General features: G+C 32.1%; 16 protein-coding genes. 5 read left to right on the forward strand and 11 right to left on the reverse strand.

Annotated elements, in window-relative coordinates:
• Window positions 1-45 precede the first annotated feature (45 nt).
• The 6 genes from FLACHUCJ7_RS22430 to FLACHUCJ7_RS22455 form a co-directional block, all read right to left on the reverse strand.
• Window positions 46-1,242 (reverse strand): glutamate-5-semialdehyde dehydrogenase, encoded by a 1,197-nt coding sequence (locus tag FLACHUCJ7_RS22430; protein ID WP_078229309.1) that lies wholly within the window; start codon window positions 1,240-1,242, stop codon window positions 46-48.
• Window positions 1,243-1,268: 26 nt separating this feature from the next.
• A complete protein-coding gene (locus FLACHUCJ7_RS22435; protein ID WP_180910570.1) occupies window positions 1,269-2,408 on the reverse strand; it encodes an aspartate aminotransferase family protein in 1,140 nt (379 codons plus the stop codon).
• An 86-nt stretch (window positions 2,409-2,494) separates the two neighbouring features.
• The gene (gene argC, locus FLACHUCJ7_RS22440; RefSeq protein ID WP_180910573.1) at window positions 2,495-3,472 is read right to left on the reverse strand and encodes an N-acetyl-gamma-glutamyl-phosphate reductase; all 978 of its coding nucleotides are present in this window, start codon (window positions 3,470-3,472) and stop codon (window positions 2,495-2,497) included.
• A complete protein-coding gene (locus tag FLACHUCJ7_RS22445; protein ID WP_180910575.1) occupies window positions 3,465-4,658 on the reverse strand; it encodes an argininosuccinate synthase in 1,194 nt (397 codons plus the stop codon). Before FLACHUCJ7_RS22445 ends, argC begins: the two co-directional genes overlap by 8 nt.
• A gap of 54 nt (window positions 4,659-4,712) precedes the next feature.
• Window positions 4,713-5,360, reverse strand: a complete 648-nt coding sequence (locus FLACHUCJ7_RS22450; RefSeq protein ID WP_180910578.1) for a GNAT family N-acetyltransferase — start codon at window positions 5,358-5,360, stop codon at window positions 4,713-4,715.
• 466 nt (window positions 5,361-5,826) lie between these two features.
• Complete coding sequence (locus FLACHUCJ7_RS22455) at window positions 5,827-8,094, reverse strand: M1 family metallopeptidase (protein WP_180910580.1); 2,268 nt, start codon at window positions 8,092-8,094, stop codon at window positions 5,827-5,829.
• A gap of 184 nt (window positions 8,095-8,278) precedes the next feature.
• Between FLACHUCJ7_RS22455 and FLACHUCJ7_RS22460 the strand changes: the two genes are divergently transcribed.
• Window positions 8,279-9,133, forward strand: coding sequence for an aldose 1-epimerase family protein (locus tag FLACHUCJ7_RS22460; RefSeq protein ID WP_180910582.1), 855 nt, complete (start codon window positions 8,279-8,281; stop codon window positions 9,131-9,133).
• Between the two features lie 62 nt (window positions 9,134-9,195).
• Here the strand turns inward: FLACHUCJ7_RS22460 and FLACHUCJ7_RS22465 are convergent, their stop codons facing one another.
• The 5 genes from FLACHUCJ7_RS22465 to FLACHUCJ7_RS22485 all read right to left on the reverse strand — a co-directional run bounded on the left by FLACHUCJ7_RS22465 (window position 9,196) and on the right by FLACHUCJ7_RS22485 (window position 12,796).
• Window positions 9,196-10,038 carry a DUF2911 domain-containing protein gene (locus tag FLACHUCJ7_RS22465; RefSeq protein WP_180910583.1) on the reverse strand — a complete coding sequence of 281 codons (843 nt, stop codon included), beginning with the start codon at window positions 10,036-10,038 and terminating at the stop codon, window positions 9,196-9,198.
• Window positions 10,039-10,111: 73 nt separating this feature from the next.
• Entirely contained in the window at window positions 10,112-10,774 is a 663-nt protein-coding gene (locus tag FLACHUCJ7_RS22470) for an HAD family hydrolase (protein ID WP_180910585.1), read from the reverse strand.
• 22 nt (window positions 10,775-10,796) lie between these two features.
• Window positions 10,797-11,516, reverse strand: coding sequence for a tRNA threonylcarbamoyladenosine dehydratase (locus FLACHUCJ7_RS22475; protein WP_180910588.1), 720 nt, complete (start codon window positions 11,514-11,516; stop codon window positions 10,797-10,799).
• A gap of 24 nt (window positions 11,517-11,540) precedes the next feature.
• Window positions 11,541-12,197: a TatD family hydrolase gene (locus FLACHUCJ7_RS22480; RefSeq protein ID WP_180910590.1), complete on the reverse strand. Its 657-nt coding sequence runs from the start codon at window positions 12,195-12,197 to the stop codon at window positions 11,541-11,543.
• Window positions 12,197-12,796 carry a DUF1684 domain-containing protein gene (locus FLACHUCJ7_RS22485; RefSeq protein ID WP_180910759.1) on the reverse strand — a complete coding sequence of 200 codons (600 nt, stop codon included), beginning with the start codon at window positions 12,794-12,796 and terminating at the stop codon, window positions 12,197-12,199. Before FLACHUCJ7_RS22485 ends, FLACHUCJ7_RS22480 begins: the two co-directional genes overlap by 1 nt.
• Before the next feature lie 382 nt (window positions 12,797-13,178).
• On the opposite strand from FLACHUCJ7_RS22485, the gene FLACHUCJ7_RS22490 reads away from it, so the two are divergent.
• The 4 genes from FLACHUCJ7_RS22490 to FLACHUCJ7_RS22505 all read left to right on the forward strand — a co-directional run bounded on the left by FLACHUCJ7_RS22490 (window position 13,179) and on the right by FLACHUCJ7_RS22505 (window position 16,590).
• The gene (locus tag FLACHUCJ7_RS22490) at window positions 13,179-14,081 is read left to right on the forward strand and encodes a right-handed parallel beta-helix repeat-containing protein (RefSeq protein WP_078229319.1); all 903 of its coding nucleotides are present in this window, start codon (window positions 13,179-13,181) and stop codon (window positions 14,079-14,081) included.
• Between the two features lie 183 nt (window positions 14,082-14,264).
• Window positions 14,265-14,636 (forward strand): BlaI/MecI/CopY family transcriptional regulator, encoded by a 372-nt coding sequence (locus tag FLACHUCJ7_RS22495; protein WP_031456550.1) that lies wholly within the window; start codon window positions 14,265-14,267, stop codon window positions 14,634-14,636.
• Between the two features lie 5 nt (window positions 14,637-14,641).
• Entirely contained in the window at window positions 14,642-16,369 is a 1,728-nt protein-coding gene (locus FLACHUCJ7_RS22500; protein ID WP_078229321.1) for a M56 family metallopeptidase, read from the forward strand.
• A gap of 80 nt (window positions 16,370-16,449) precedes the next feature.
• Window positions 16,450-16,590 carry an SsrA-binding protein gene (locus FLACHUCJ7_RS22505; RefSeq protein ID WP_078229322.1) on the forward strand — a complete coding sequence of 47 codons (141 nt, stop codon included), beginning with the start codon at window positions 16,450-16,452 and terminating at the stop codon, window positions 16,588-16,590.
• The last annotated feature ends 1 nt before the right edge of the window (window position 16,591 follow it).

The raw sequence follows: 16,591 nt of genomic DNA on the forward strand, positions 1-16,591 counted from the left end.
ATCAATCTAAAATTCTAAGAAGTCTAACAATCTAAGAAAGTCTAACTATCTAATCTGTCCTTCTCCGTACACATACCATTTATTGGTAACCAGATGCTGTAAACCAATTGGTCCTCTCTGATGCAATTTATCGGTACTGATTGCTAATTCGCCACCAAGACCGAACTGTCCACCATCCGTAAAACGGGTCGAAGCATTATGGTACACAGATGAAGCATCAACATTATCCATAAATTCCTGTGCCAAAGCTTCACTTTCAGTAATGATGGAAGCCGAATGACCTCCGCAATATTTATTGATTTTGGCAATTGCTTCGTGATTTGAATTTATCGTTCCGATTACAATTTTATAATCTAAAAACTCTTCATACCAAATCAATTCATTTTCAATAGCAGGAACTCCTGTTGCTTTTGCAAAAGCCTCATCTCCTAAAACAGTAACTTTGAATTTTTCCAGTTCAGTCACTAATTGTTTAGCAAATACTTCCCAATTTGGCAAATTCGTATCAATCAATACTTTATCCAAAGCATTGCAAACTGATATATTTGATGTTTTTCCGTTAATGATAATCGCCATTGCTTTTTCTAAATCAGCATCTGAGTTTACATACACAAAATTATTTCCGCGTCCACTTACAATTACAGGACAAGTAGCATGTTTTTTGGTAAATTCAATCAGTTTTTCACCACCTCGAGGTACAATTAAATCTACTTTTTGTGTTGGTTTTTCAAGAAATTCCTGTGTCTGAGCCCTATCATAATTCAAGTATTCAACCCAATCAGTTGAAACGCCATTATTTTCCAATGCCTGATGCCAAAGACTTACAATTTTCTGATTCGAAAGCAAGGATTCTTTACCGCCTTTCAAAAGAATTTTATTTCCCGATTTAAATGCAATTCCTCCCGCTTCTACAGTTACATCCGGACGAGATTCATATATAATTAAAATAGTTCCAAAAGCAGCTGTTTTATTGCTGATTTTCATTCCGTTTTCATGGGTGAAAGTAAAACGAACCTGCCCTACCGGATCTTCCTGACTCGCTAATTGCTGCAGGGAAAGAATCATAGCATTTACTTTAGCATCATCTACCAGCAAACGCTTTTCCATTGCCAGATCTTCGCCCGAATAATTGGCTAAATCCTGTTGGTTGATGCTTTTAAGTGCTTCTCTTTCCTGCTCTAATAAACTCGCCATTGTAGTTAAAACAGCATTCCTTTTTTCGATTGGAAGTATTGTATTCATTGTTATTAATATTTAGCCAATGACAATTAATTTTTAAGCTCTTCTAAACTTTCTTTTAAAGCTTTCACAAACGTATCGATATCTCCTTTTTTCACTGTTAAAGGCGGTAAAATTCTTAATAGATTTTTGTTGTTTGCGCTTCCTGTAAAAATGTGTTTTTCGATAATTAATTTTTTTCTCAATGCTGCTACGTCAAAATCAAACTCAACACCAAGCATTAAGCCTTTTCCTTTTACTTGTTTGATTCCGTCTACTTCTTTGATTTTTTCTAAGAAATATTCATAAACTTCATTTACGTTCTTTTGTAAATCTAATTTTTCGATTACATCCAGAACTGCGATTCCTGCTGCACAAGACAAGTGGCTTCCGCCGAAAGTAGTTCCTAATAATCCGAAACTTGCCTCGAATTTTGGAGAAATCAAAATCGCTCCAACAGGAAAACCATTCCCCATTCCTTTTGCAACTGAAATAATATCAGCATTGATTCCGTGGTGTTGGAAAGCGAAGAATTTCCCACTTCTTCCGTATCCAGATTGCACTTCGTCTAAGATTAAAACAACATCATGTTTTTTACATGCTTTTTCTAAAGCCTGAAAAAAATCAGTTGTTCCCTGGTCTAAACCTCCAACTCCCTGAATTCCTTCGATAATTACTGCTGTAACATCGCCTTTTACTAATTCAGCTTCAACCAATTCGATTTGGTTTAAAGGTAAAAATGTAACTTCCTGCTGTGCATTTATTGGTGCAACGATCTTTTTATTATCTGTAACGGCAACTGCTGCAGAAGTTCTTCCGTGGAAAGAATTATGAAAAGCCACAACTCTTGATTTTCCGTTATGGAAAGAAGCTAATTTTAAAGCATTTTCGTTTGCTTCAGCTCCGGAACTGCACAAAAACAATTCATAATCTTCTAATCCTGAAAGTTTTCCTAATTTCTGTGCCAATTCAACCTGCAGAGGATTCTGAATTGCATTTGAATAAAATCCTAAATGGTCTAATTGATTTTTAAGTTTTGCTACATAATCCGGCTGCGTGTGTCCGATAGAAATCACACCATGACCGCTGTATAAATCTAAATATTCTACTCCTTTGTCGTCGATAATGGTACAATCAATTGCTTTTACCGGAGTAATGTCGTATAATGGGTAAACGTTGAATAAGTTCATGTGTTTTTTGTTTAAAGTTTCAGGTTCAGGTTCAGGTTACGTACTGGACGTGAAACCTGAAACTTTAAACCTGAAACAAATTTTTTCTAAAATCCGCTTGGTTTCAAATTTAAACCTGTGGTTTCTTCTAATCCGAACATTAAATTCATGTTTTGAATTGCCTGTCCTGAAGCACCTTTGGTTAAGTTATCGATAATTGATGTTATGAGAACCCGGTTTCCTTTTTTCAATAAACTAATGATACATTTATTCGTCTGAACCACTTGTTTCATGTTGATGTTAGTTGTTGTAACGGTTACAAACGGTTCATTTTTATAGAACTCTTGATATTTTTCAACTAATTGTTCTAAACTGTCATCGCACAATGTGTAAAGTGTTGCAAAAATTCCTCTTGGAAAATCTCCTCTGTTTGGAATAAAAAGCAATTCGCTGTCGAAGTCATCCTGCAACTGAACCAGACTTTCAGAAATTTCACCTAAATGCTGATGTTCAAAAGCTTTATAATGAGAAAAATTATTATTTCTCCAGCTGAAATGAGAAGTTTCAGAAAGGCTTACACCTGCACCTGTACTTCCGGTTGTGGCATTTATATGAACATCATTATTCAGTAAATTATGTTTTGCTAAAGGCAGTAAAGCCAACTGAATAGCAGTTGCAAAACAACCCGGATTTGCAATATAATCTGCTTTTTTAATTTCTGCTTTATTAATTTCAGGCAACCCGTAAATGAAATCTTTTCCTTCAAAATGTGCATCTTTATTCAATCTGAAATCATTTCCTAAATCGATGATTTTGGTATGACTGCCAAACTGATTTTCCTCTAAAAAAGAAATTGATTTACCGTGACCCAAACATAAAAAAACAACATTTACATCTGGATTGATTTTATCCGTAAAATTCATTTCAATATCCCCCATCAAATCGTGGTGCGCTACAGAAAGTGGTTTTCCTGCATTTGTTGTACTGTAAACAAAATCGATGTTTACATTTGGATGATACATTAAAATTCTGATGAGTTCTCCGGCCGTGTAACCCGAACCACCAATAATTCCGATATTAATCATGATCTAAATGATTTACAGATGAAAATATGTTTTGTGCATTTCCAAGAATTTTAATAAATCCTTTTGCATCATCAGATGTCCAGGCATTATTCATTTCACCGTATTGACCAAAACCTGTGTTCATTAAATCGTTTTTAGATTCAATTCCGTCAAGCGAAAAATGATATGGTTTTAAAGAAACTGTAACAGTTCCGTTTACTGTTTTTTGAGTATCCTGAAGAAAAGTCTCAATGTTTCTCATCACCGGATCTAAAAACTGACCTTCGTGAAATAACATTCCGTACCAGTTTCCTAATTGTTCTTTCCAGTATTGCTGCCATTTTCCTAGAGTATGTTTCTCTAATAAATGGTGCGCTTTGATGATAATTAATGGTGCAGCAGCTTCAAAACCAACTCTTCCTTTAATTCCGATAATGGTGTCTCCAACGTGAATATCTCTACCAATTGCATATGCATTTGCCAGTTTTTCAAGTTTTACAATATTTTTTTCAGGAACATCTTTTTTTCCATTTAATGCAACTAATTCTCCTTGCTCAAAATGAAGAGTAACTTTTTCTTCCCCATCTTTTTGCAATTGTGAAGGATAAGCTTCACTTGGCAAGGGCTGGCTTGAAGTTAGCGTTTCCTTACCTCCAACACTTGTTCCCCAAAGTCCTTTATTGATAGAATATTGTGCTTTTTCCCAAGAATAATGTACTCCGTTTTGAGCTAAATAATCAACTTCTTCTTGTCTTGATAATTTTAAATCTCTAATTGGGGTAATAATTTCAATTTCCGGAGCAATAGTCTGGAAAATTAAATCAAAACGAATCTGGTCATTTCCAGCACCCGTACTTCCGTGTGCAATTGCGCTTGCTCCTACTTTTTTAGCATATTTAATTGCTTCAATGGCCTGAAAAACACGCTCTGCACTTACTGATAACGGGTAGGTATTGTTTTTTAATACATTACCGAAAATCAAATATTTTATAGCTTTATCATAATATTTGTCTACGATTGTAAGGTTGGCATGTTGTGCACTTCCTAACTCGTAAGCTCTCTTTTCAATGGCAGATAATTCCTCTTCATCAAATCCTCCTGTATCCACAAGTACGGTATGAACCTCGTATCCTTTTTCATTTTTTAAATATTTCAAACAATACGAGGTATCTAATCCTCCGCTATAAGCTAATACTACTTTTTTCATTTTTTATAATTTAGGCTAATACTTTCGTATGTAGCAGTTTGAGATTTCTTTTAATTAAATTTTAAATAAAAAAATAAATGACAATAATTTGTTTAAAAATAAAGCTTGCTTAATTTTTTTAAGTCTGCTTAAAACAGCCTCATTAAAAGGATGTCTTGGTGGATCTTTGGGTTTATCTTTTGGGTCATATAACATTCCTGTACAAAGACACATTTTATTTTCTTTACTTTGCAGAATTTGAAAGTTAGTACAGGTTTTACATCCTGCCCAAAAACTTGGATCAGTAGTTAATTCTGAAAAAGGAACAGGTTTATAACCCAAATCAGAATTGATTTTCATTACAGCTAAACCAGTTGTAATACCAAATATTTTTGCATCCGGATACTTTTGTAATGAATATTCAAAAACCTTAGATTTTATCTTTTTCGCTAAACCTAAATTTCTATAATCTGGGTGTACAATTAACCCTGAATGTGCCACGAATTGTCCGTGCTGCCAGCTTTCTATATAACAAAAACCTGCAAATTTTCCGTCTGCCAGAGCAATCATCGCATCGCCATTAGACATTTTTTTCTGAATATACTCAGGCGTTCTTTTAGCAATCCCCGTACCTCTTAACAAGGCCGATGATTCTATCGTATCGCAAATTTCCTGTGCGAATTTGAAGTGTTCTTCCTGAGTAACAACAATAGAGATCTTCATTTCAATAATTGAAGTTTAGCGTTAACATTAAAAAATATTGTTTGGTTTGAAATCTAAAATACCAGCTAATAAAATTAAAAGCTGTTGAAGCAGTATTCTCAAAATCAAAAACTTGATTAAGGAACTTTCTAAATAAATAAATGTTTTTTGTATATGTTTGTCCGATGGACAACTTATGTGATTTCAAAATGAAAAATGAATATAAATAAATACGCGACGAAAAACTCTTTGAATACTATATAGATAGCATCCGTACTTCGGGAGAAGTACCAGGAGAGATTGTCCGTGACAAAGAAGTTATATGTAAACTTATTTTATTCATTGGTGCAAAAGTACACTATTTTTTTATTTAGAAAACTAATTTTTAAAATTCTAACATTTTTTTAATTGTATGTTGTTTTTTAAACAAAAAAAGTCCGATAGATTTTCATAAACCTATCGGAAAGAGTTATTTACAAAATTTATTTTAGTTTTTAGTAAACGGTATTACTTGTCCGTTCCCCAAAACAGTCATATCAAAAGCCGTTTTTGCTTCATTAAATTTGAATTTCAAACCTGCTCTATTAGATATAAAAGTATCTTTTTCTCCTGCAACAGGATCAACTGTAAACTTTGGGAAATCTGTAATCTCTACATTCAAAACACTACTTTTCTCAGTTAATTCAATTTTCAAAGGTGCATTCTTTGTAGAATAAATCCCTAAATAACTGTCCAGAATAATGTCTTTTTCAATTTTTCCTTTACCTGCAGTCCAAACATTGTTACTTTCATTATTATCCGGAAACACGTGATCAGGATCTAAAGTAATGCTTTCTATTACTTCAGTAGAATTATGTTTGAAAGACCAGTCATTATTACGCTGCCAAATTTCTACAGGTAATTTAACTCTTGTAACCTTTCCGCTTTTTGCCTTAACATCTAAAACAATTGGCATTGGCATTTTATCAAAATTTTCAATATTGATGATGACACCTTTTGCAGGATCATTTTTCACATATTTGATAGAATTAATTCCCTGATCAAAACGCCAGTTGTTTACATACCAGCTTCTCCAGAACCAGCTTAAATCTTCGCCTGCAACATTTTCCATAGATCTAAAGAAATCATCCGGCGTTGGGTGCTTGTAAGCCCAACGTTCTATATAAGTTCTAAATGCAGTATCAAAACGTTCTTTTCCTAAAACCTGCTCTCTTAAAAGTATCAGACCTGCACTTGGTTTAAAATAACACAACATACCAATATTAGCTTCTTTCATATTATCCGGAGAACTCATAATGGTTTCTAAATCAGGTCTTGTAAAAGATTCTGCTTCTTCATGCAAATCAGTTGCTTTTTCTTTATACTCACCATTATTAAAAGCTGTAGTACTCAATGAATTAATAAAAGTATTAAAACCTTCATCCATCCATGCAAATAATCGTTCATTAGAGCCTACAATCATAGGAAACCAAATGTGACCAAATTCATGATCTGTAACTCCCCATAAATCCTGGCCTTTTGATTTCCATCCACAAAAAACAATTCCGGGATATTCCATCCCTCCTTCGTTTCCTGCCACATTGGTAGCAACCGGATAAGGATATTCAAACCATTGTTTAGAATAATGTTCAATAGATGCTTTTACATATTCCGTAGAACGTCCATAAGCATCTTTTCCTGCACTTTCAACAGGATAGGCAGATAAAGCCAAAGCCTTTTTACCGCTTGGCAGGTTTATTTTTGCTCCATCTAAAATAAAAGCCGGAGATGATGCCCATGAAAAATCACGTGCATTTTTAATTTGGTAGTGCCATGTTTTTTCTGCTGACGCATTTGCATTTGCAGTAGCTGCAACCTCTTCTGCAGAGCGAATTACAACTGTTTTATCACTTTGAGAAGCATCTTTGTAACGTTTAAATTGCTCAGCAGGTAAAACCTCTGATCCATTTACCAATTCTCCTGAACCAACAACATAATGATTTGAAGGTACTGTAAGTTTTACATCAAAATTACCATATTCCAAATAAAATTCTGAAGCTCCAAGATACGGAGCCGTATTCCATCCTCTTACATCATCATAAACACACATGCGAGGATACCACTGTGCAATTGTAAATATCTTTCCGTTTTTAGTTTCCAAAACTCCCATTCTGTCTGAACCTTCAAATGGGGCAATGAATGAAAACTCAATTTTAATTTTTACAGAAGCCCCTTTGGAAGCTAATTCCTTTGGAAGGAAAATTTGCATTCTGGTATCTGTAACTATATATTTCGCTTCAACTTCAGTTTTTTCCTTACCGCCAGAAATCACTTTTACTGATTTTATTTTATTTCCACCATCAAAAACCTGTCCCTGAGCACCATTTCGGCTACCTGTTAAAGGCACAACAGCATTTCCTCTTGAATCATTTTTAAATAAATTCTGATCTAAATTAAGCCATAGAAATGACAACTTATCAGGACTATTATTGGTATATGTAATTTCATCTGTACCAACAATTTCATTTGTATTTGCATTTAACTTTGCTGTAATTTGATAATCAGCCCTGTTTTGCCAGTATTCAACTCCCGGCTGGCCGCTTGCTGTACGGGTTGGAGAACCATTTTTTGTGTAAAAGTGCGGTGCAAAAGCATCATGATAATTGTAATTATTAACGGGAGTTACTGCTGTTGATGGTGCTTGTTGTGCCCAAACAGAAGAAATTCCTCCAAACAAAGCTATTGTCAGTAAGGCTTTAGAGAACTGTTTTTTCATATTTATATCTGTTTATATAGCAAATTAATGAAAAAAAAAGCTATTTGCAGAGAAAAGCCAAAGCATATATTTAATTTTAGCAAAATATTATCAAAAAAATAATTTAAGCGATTTTCTTAAGAAAATAAAATTTATAAAATTATATTTATAATGAACACAAAATTAATCTTTTAAAAATTCTATTTTGAACACAATAATATCAAATTCAAAACTTAAAGCTTCTATTAAACTTCACGGAGCTGAATTATTCTCCCTTCTTGACAATGGAAACAAAGAATATATGTGGAATGGCGATCCAAATTTCTGGCCAAAACATTCTCCAATTCTCTTTCCAATTGTAGGAAGCTTAAAAAATGAAAGTTATACTTTTAACGAAAAGGAATATAATTTAGGGAGACATGGCTTTGCCCGCGACATGGAATTTCAATTGATCAAAAAAACGGAATCTTCAGCTACTTTTTCTTTATCTTATAATGAAGAAACGCTTCAAAAATATCCCTTTAAATTTGAATTACAGATTATTTACAAACTTGAAGAACACAAACTAAATATTGAATACAAAGTAATCAATAAAGGAGAAACAAAACTCCCTTTTTCTATAGGTGCTCATCCTGCCTTTTCTTTACCTGAAAAATTTTCAAATTACAGTATTCAGTTCGAAAAAGAAGAAAAATTAAAATATTCACTTCTTGAAGATGGATTAATTTCTAATACAACTAAAATTTTAGAAACTGTAAATAATGAAGTGTCATTAAATTATAAATTATTTGAAAACGATGCTTTGGTTTTTAAAAGGCTCAAATCAAATTCATTAACTATTTTTCAAAATTCAAAGCCATATATTAAAGTAGATTTTAAAGGCTTTCCAAATTTAGGAATCTGGACTAAGGAAAATGCTCCTTTTATTTGCATTGAACCTTGGTTTGGTTATTCTGATACTGTTGAAAAATTTGGTGATTTGTTTAAAAAAGAGGGAATCTTAATTCTGGAAGCAAATCAAACTTTCAATACCTCATTTGAAATAGAAATCTTTAATTAAAACAATAAAACCCTTTTTGACAAACATTCAAAATGGGTTTTATTTTACAAAAAAGATAAGGATTATCTACTCCATTCTGAAATACTATCCTTATTCATTTTTACATAATCCTGATTATTTGCAGCTTCTGAAGCAGCCAAAGAAATTTTAGCCGTTTCAATAGCACCTGCTTTATCTCCTTGTTTTGCCTGAATTAATGATTTCAATCTTGATAAATAATAAGGCTTATCTGTACTTAATTCCAAAGCTTTATCAACATATTCTCTTGCACTGATCATATCGCCATTTGATTGAAATAAATATTGTGATGCCGCATAATAATCATTCCATGTTGGTCCTGCCAATGTTTTTTTAATACTTGCAGTTGCTATTTTTGCAGTAGGAACTTCAAATTTCAAGGCGATATGAGAGTTTTCCCAAGCCATCTCTAAATAAGCTGAATTTTGCTCCAAACCATTTATACCAATTGTAAAAGTTTCAACCGGAGTTGGCAGGCCATCTTCTTTTACGGTTGTTCGTAAAGCTACATAAGCATCGCTCCAGTTTTCAGGCAATCCCCAATTATCTGTAGAAAGATAAAAAATCACTTCCCAGCTTTCAATTTTCGGAATCGTATAAATTGAATATTTCCCTTTTTTTAAAGTTTTCCCATCAATAACCACATCATCTCCAAAATTGATGATTGTATTTTCGTTAGCACCTGTTCTCCATAACTTCCCAAACGGAACTAAATTTCCAAATACTGCCCTGCCTCTGGCACCTGGTCTTGAATATGTAACTTCAACATCCGTTAATCCAACAGTTTGTTTGATATATCCTTTTGGACTAGCCTGTGGAGTTTTTATTTGTGCTTCTACAGCAAAAGGCGCCAAAATAATGGCTAATGCAATAAGTATTTTTTTCATTTTTTATAACTCTATTTTTGTTTTTTTCAAATTTACAAATTCAAAAAGGGGAAAAAGTTAAATTTTACTTAATTCAGACTATTAGTTGTGATATTTTTTCTGCGCTTAATTCATTAAAATGATTGATAATCAAATTAGCTTCGGATAAATCCTGTCCTTTAGAATTTTCACTTTTGTAACCAACACAAAAAATACCTGCACCCTTTGCCGCTTTTACACCATTGGTACTATCTTCAATTATAATACAATTTTCTTTTGGTGCGACTGATAAAGAAGCTGCATGCACAAAAATTGCAGGATTTGGTTTTGATTGAGGAAAATCTTCACCACTTACAATTGCAGAAAAAAATTGGTATAAATTAAATCGGGTAAAAACGCGATCAATAGTTACTTTCGAAGCAGATGAGGCCAAGATTAGCTGAATTCCGTTAGCGTGCAAATCTTTTATTAAGTCCTCAACACCTTCTAATAAATACAAATCTTCTTTTGTATCAAAAGCATCATTAAAAATGCTTCTCTTTCTTTGAATTAAATCTTCAATTCCGTGTTCAATTGTTGGAAAAAAATCTTTTAATGTCTGAAAAGTATTTCGTGTCGAAAAACCTGTGAACGAGGTATACATTTCTTCTGTCACAGTAATTTTTAACTCCGAAAATTGTTTGTAATAGGCATAGCGGTGAACAGGTTCTGTGTCTACTATTACACCGTCCATATCAAAAATTACAGTTTTTATCATTACTTTATAAGCTCTTAAATTATTATTTATTTTTCTTTATCAAATAACGAATTACTGTTTCAGCTGCGTATAATCCAAATAAACCTGGCATGTAACTATTGGTTCCGTAAAAAGATTTTTTATAATTGGATCCGTCAGTCATTCTTAAACTTGATTCGTCCTGAATTTCCGAAGAAAAAACCACTTTTAATTTGTCAATTTTAGATTCTTTCAAACGTCTGCGAATGGTTTTTGCAAAGAAACAATTTACAGTATTTGTAATATCTGTTACTTTGACTTTTGAAGCCTCCATTTTTCCTCCAGCACCCATACTGCTAATAATTTTAACTCTTTTACGCTTAGCTGCAATAATTAAATTTAGCTTTGGAGTAACACTGTCAATACAGTCTAAAACATAATCAAACTCATCAGAAACAATTTCGAAAGCACGTTCAGGAGACAAAAATTCCTGTATACGGGTGAGTTTTAGTTCCGGATTAATATCCTGTAAACGGTCACCCACAATAGTAATTTTTGGTTGTCCAACAGTCGAATGCAAAGCTGGCAATTGCCTGTTTATATTGGTAATATCAACCACATCACCATCAACAATTGTCATTTTTCCAACTCCTGCTCTTGCTAAAAATTCTGCTGCAAACGAGCCAACCCCGCCTAAACCTACTACCAAAACATTTGCGTTTTGTAAATTATTTAAACCTTCTTTTTTAAATAAAAGCTCAGCTCTTTCTGTCCATTCTGCCATATATTTAGTATTTATTTTTATTCATTAAATTTTACTCGCGTTAAAAACCACCTCAAAATTGCTTGTGATGATTGATTTTAATTCTCTTATTGTTAATTGCTTATATTTAGAAGCTAAATCATAAACTTTATCAATATTTTCTTCAATTGTATCTGTTTCCAAAAAAAATCTATCATTTGGAACATTCTGAAAAATTGTTTTTAAATCAGAATTTCTAAGTAAACTTTTTCCAAATGAAAGATAAAATCCTTCCTTAATAAGTTGATTAGAAATCTGGATATTTTTTGAAAATCCATGTATAATCATAGGAACAGAGATTTTCATTTTTTTCTTAATTGCAATTATTTCCTGAAAAGCCGCTACGCAATGTATTACAACCGGTTTTTTATTTTTTTCGGCTAAATATAATTGTTTTTCAAAAACAATTATTTGCTGATCAAACGGAATTTCTATTCTTTTATCCAAACCGCATTCACCAATAGCCAGACATTTATTCTGTTTTAATTTTTCTTCAATAATTTTTAAATGCGCATCAATTCTGTTTTCAACAATATACCACGGATGAATTCCAATAGAATAAAACGGAATTGAAGCATCAAAATCTTGAGGATATTGATTAACTAATTCTAAAATATCAGGATTATTTGTAAACTGATGTGTATGAAAATTAAAAAACTCCATTAATGAAAAGTTTTGACACCCGCTCTGATTGCAACATTTAAATCATTTTCTAATGGGACTATTGGGCATGAATATTTATGATTATAAGCACAATATGGATTATAGGCTTGGTTAAAATCTATTGAAATTGTATTTCCTGTCGGAATTTTCAAATCAATATATCTTCCACCAATATAACTTTCCTTTCCACAGGTCAAATCTGAAAAAGGCAAAAACAGATAATCTTTATATTCATTTGTATTAGAGAGTGCAACATCCTGATAAACATTTAATTTTAGTAATATTCCATCAACTACAAACGAAACAGTACCATATTTAATATATTTAGGCCTTCTGCTTGTAGAGGTTTTCATTTCAAAAATTTTTTCGTTTTTTGCTTTTACAAATTTTGCATTCACAAAATATTTACTTTTTACAGGATAAAACTCTAGCGTTTTAAAAGTTTTTAAATCCTCTTCCATTAATGGACTCGTCTTAGCATCAGCATATTCAGAATTAATCTTTTTCTGAAATTTTTCAACATCTGAAGGATTAATTTTTTTTTGGCAAAAGCCTGTAGTTAAAAATAAAAACGAAATAAAAACTAAGATTTTTTTCATCATAAAAATTTTTGGCAAAATTAACCAAAAACAACAAATTAATTGTTGTCCTCCTGATTTATTGTCTGATATGTTTAAAGTTGCGGATAAATCTTATACGGATTTTTTAAAAGCTTTATTCACTTCATAAAAAAACAACATTGTAAAATAAATTTATATTTTAGTTAATTTATTGAACTAATTCAATTTTTTAATTAATATTTTTTACTAATAATCATTTTTTTTATATTTTTTTAAATAATAATCAATTTATATTATTTTTTTTACATAAGTTTGCGTAATCGATTACACACTGGTAATCAGTATTTTAATTTTAAGCGCTTAGAATTAGATAATAACATTTTTTAACCTCATTATTAACCACTAATCAAACTTTATTATTATGAAAACAAATTTTAGATTGCTTTTTTTATGTTCGATCCTTTCTTTTACCGCTTGCGAAACCAGCGACACACCAGTAACAGAAAATGAAACTGCGATTGATAAACAGGAAACTACACCAACAAGCACTTCTCTTACTGCCAAAACCACTACAGTTACAACGGAGGCAGCTTTAAGATCAGCTGTATCATCTGCAGTGGCCGGTGACGTTATTAAAATTAGCGGTACAATAAACCTTACACAAACTCTTGAGCTTGCAAAAAGCGGTACTTCAAGTTCGAAAATAAGTTTTACAGGAGGTACATTAAATTGCTCAGGTCTGCCATCTGGAAGCTGGGGGGTAAAAGTAAACGGAAGTTATTGGAACATTACAAGTATGACAATCAAAAATGCACCTGATTGCGGTTTGGTATTTCAATCTGGAGGATACAACTATGTTAATAATGTAAGTACTTTAGCAAACGGGGATTCAGGTTTACAAATTTATAATGGAGGACACGATAACTACATTCTTTCCTGCAAGTCAAACGACAATTATGATGCTGCAAATGCAGGAGAAAATGCAGATGGTTTTGCCTGCAAATTATCAGCCGGAAAAAACAATGTATTTGAAAACTGTACAGCAAACCATAATTCTGATGACGGGTGGGATCTTTATGGACAACCTTATACTGTAACAATAAAAGGTTGTACAGCCAGTAATAACGGTTTTGGAACAAATGGAGATGGAAACGGGTTTAAATTAGGAAGTGCCGGACAAAACGTTGCTCACACTGTAACTAATAACACTGCTACAAACAATCTTGCCTGGGGTTATGATGGTAATGGAAACACGGGGCACATTACTATTACTGGCAGCGGAGGTTCCGGTAATAAAAAAGGATTATTTACCCGATTGTATTAATTTACAAAACAAAAATTCTCAAAGGCTGTCTAAAACTTAGACAGCCTTTTTTTTATTTAAAATACTGATTATAAAATAAATAACCTAAACAAACCACTTTAAAACTATAAAAGACGTTACAAAACTATTTTTTTAGTTGTGCAACTAAAAAAATAGTTGTAGATTTGATTAAAATAAAACAACATGCAAAAATTAACCAACAAGGAAGAAGAAATAATGCACATTTTATGGAAGCTAAAAAAAGCTTTTGTAAAAGAAGTTCAGGCTGAAATAAAAGAAGACCAACCACATTATAACACGCTTTCGACAATTATTCGCAATCTGGAAGAAAAAGGATTTGTTGCACACAACGCTTTTGGGAACACACATCAATATTATCCGATAATAACTTTGGAAGCATATAGTAAAAAGTATATGAAAACTGCAATTGATAATTATTTCAACAGTTCTTATAAAAATATGGTTTCCTTTTTTGCAAAAGAAGAAAAAATATCTGCAGCTGAATTACGTGAAATCTTAGCTATGATTGAAACTCCAAAAGAAGAAGAAAAATAATTACTATGGAAGCACTTTTTATTTATATTGCAAAATCATCCGGATTAGTTATATTGTTTTATTGTGCCTATTATTTTTTATTACGCAAAGAAACATTTTTCAACAGTAACAGATGGTTTTTACTGACAGGTTTAGTAACGTCACTAATTCTACCTTTTTTGTTTTACACAAAAATTGTCTGGATAGATCCTGTTCCAGTCTCAAGTGCTAATTATTCACAAAGTTTTATATCCCAAACTATTCAACAGGAATCATTTGAAATCAATTGGAATTACGTGATAATTTCTACTTATTGTATTGGATTCTTTATACTTATAATGAAATTTGCTGCTGATTTTTATAGTTTAAATTCAGTCCTGAAAGGAAAAAAAATACAACAGCAAGCTGACTTTAAATTCATTGATGTATCCGAAAACATTGCTCCATTTTCTTATTTTGATTATATCGTATACAACTCATCAATGTATACAAGTGCAGAATTAGAAAACATTATTGAGCACGAAAAGGTACATAGCGATCAGAATCATACTATAGACGTATTAATTTCCAGAGTGTTTTGCCTCCTGTTTTGGTTCAATCCAATTATTTGGCTGTATAAAAAAGCCATTTTACAAAATCTTGAATTTATTGCCGATAACGAAGCCTCTAAAAAAATATCAGACAAAAAAGCGTATCAATACACACTTTTAAAAATAACTACATATGAAAGCTGTGTAGCCATTACCAATCATTTTTATCAATCATTAATCAAAAAACGAATTGTCATGTTAAACAAAAATCAATCAAAAAAGAGAAATTATTGGAAGTATTATGCCATACTTCCGGCACTTGTAGCATTTGTATTTTTATTTCAAATTAAAACTATTGCACAAGAGAAAAAAGAAGCTCAGCAAATTTCTAAAAACCCAACTTCTGTTGACGTTTATAAAATTAAAAAAAGCACGACCGATCAGGAGTTAAAAGAATTTACTGAAAAATTAAAACAAAATCATAATGTAGATGTTGTTATATCTGATATTAAAAGGAATACCAAAAACGAATTAACAGCAATTAAAGTAGAAATCCAAAAAGGAACCGGTGAAGATCAAACCATACAAATTGAAGGAGACAAACCTATTAAAAGCTGTGGAATTGTTATTACAACAGAAAACGGATCTAAAAAAATCAATGTGGTTACCGACGGCGGAATGGATAAACCAATAGTTGTTGGTGATAATCTTATCATAAATGGTAAAAGCAATTCAACTAAGATAAATACAATTTCAACAATTACACCTCCTGTTCCTCCTACTCCGCCTACATTTCCAACAGGTCCAATGCCGCAAGCTCCTGCTCCAGATATGTCAAAAATGCCAAAACCACCAGTTCCTCCATCAAATCCAAAGGATAAAGCAGCCATGAGTAAATTTGAAAAAGAAATGGCTGAATTTGAAAAAAAAATGGAGTCTTTTGAACCGGATATGTCTGCGTACGAAAAACAAGTTGAAGAAATCATGTCTAAACGCGAAGCCCTTTTTGAAAAAGAAATGGAAAAATATGAAGTAGCAATGGATAAATTCAATGCTGACATGGAGAAATATACTGAAGAAATTGAAATAAAATATGGTAAAGATTCGAAAGAGTATGAAGTAAACATGAAACAATTCGAGAAAGACATGAAGCAATTCGAAAAAAACATGAAACTTCATGAAAAAGAAATGAAAGAAATGGAGAAAGAAAGCCAAAAATCTTAAATCGATTATCTAAAACGTAAAAAAGACTTTGCCATTACAGCAAAGTCTTTTTTTATATCTTTGAAAAAAATAATTCACTTATGTATAAAATACTAGCCAAAATAAATAAAATTATTTTACCAAGTTTTACCAAACAAGGTCTCGATATTTCGAAAGCAAAAAAATGGCAAATGGCAATTATTGGTTATCGCTATTTTATCACTATTCGTGCTTTAGATTAAA

The organism is Flavobacterium salmonis, from assembly GCF_903819435.1.
GTDB lineage: Bacteria > Bacteroidota > Bacteroidia > Flavobacteriales > Flavobacteriaceae > Flavobacterium > Flavobacterium chungangense.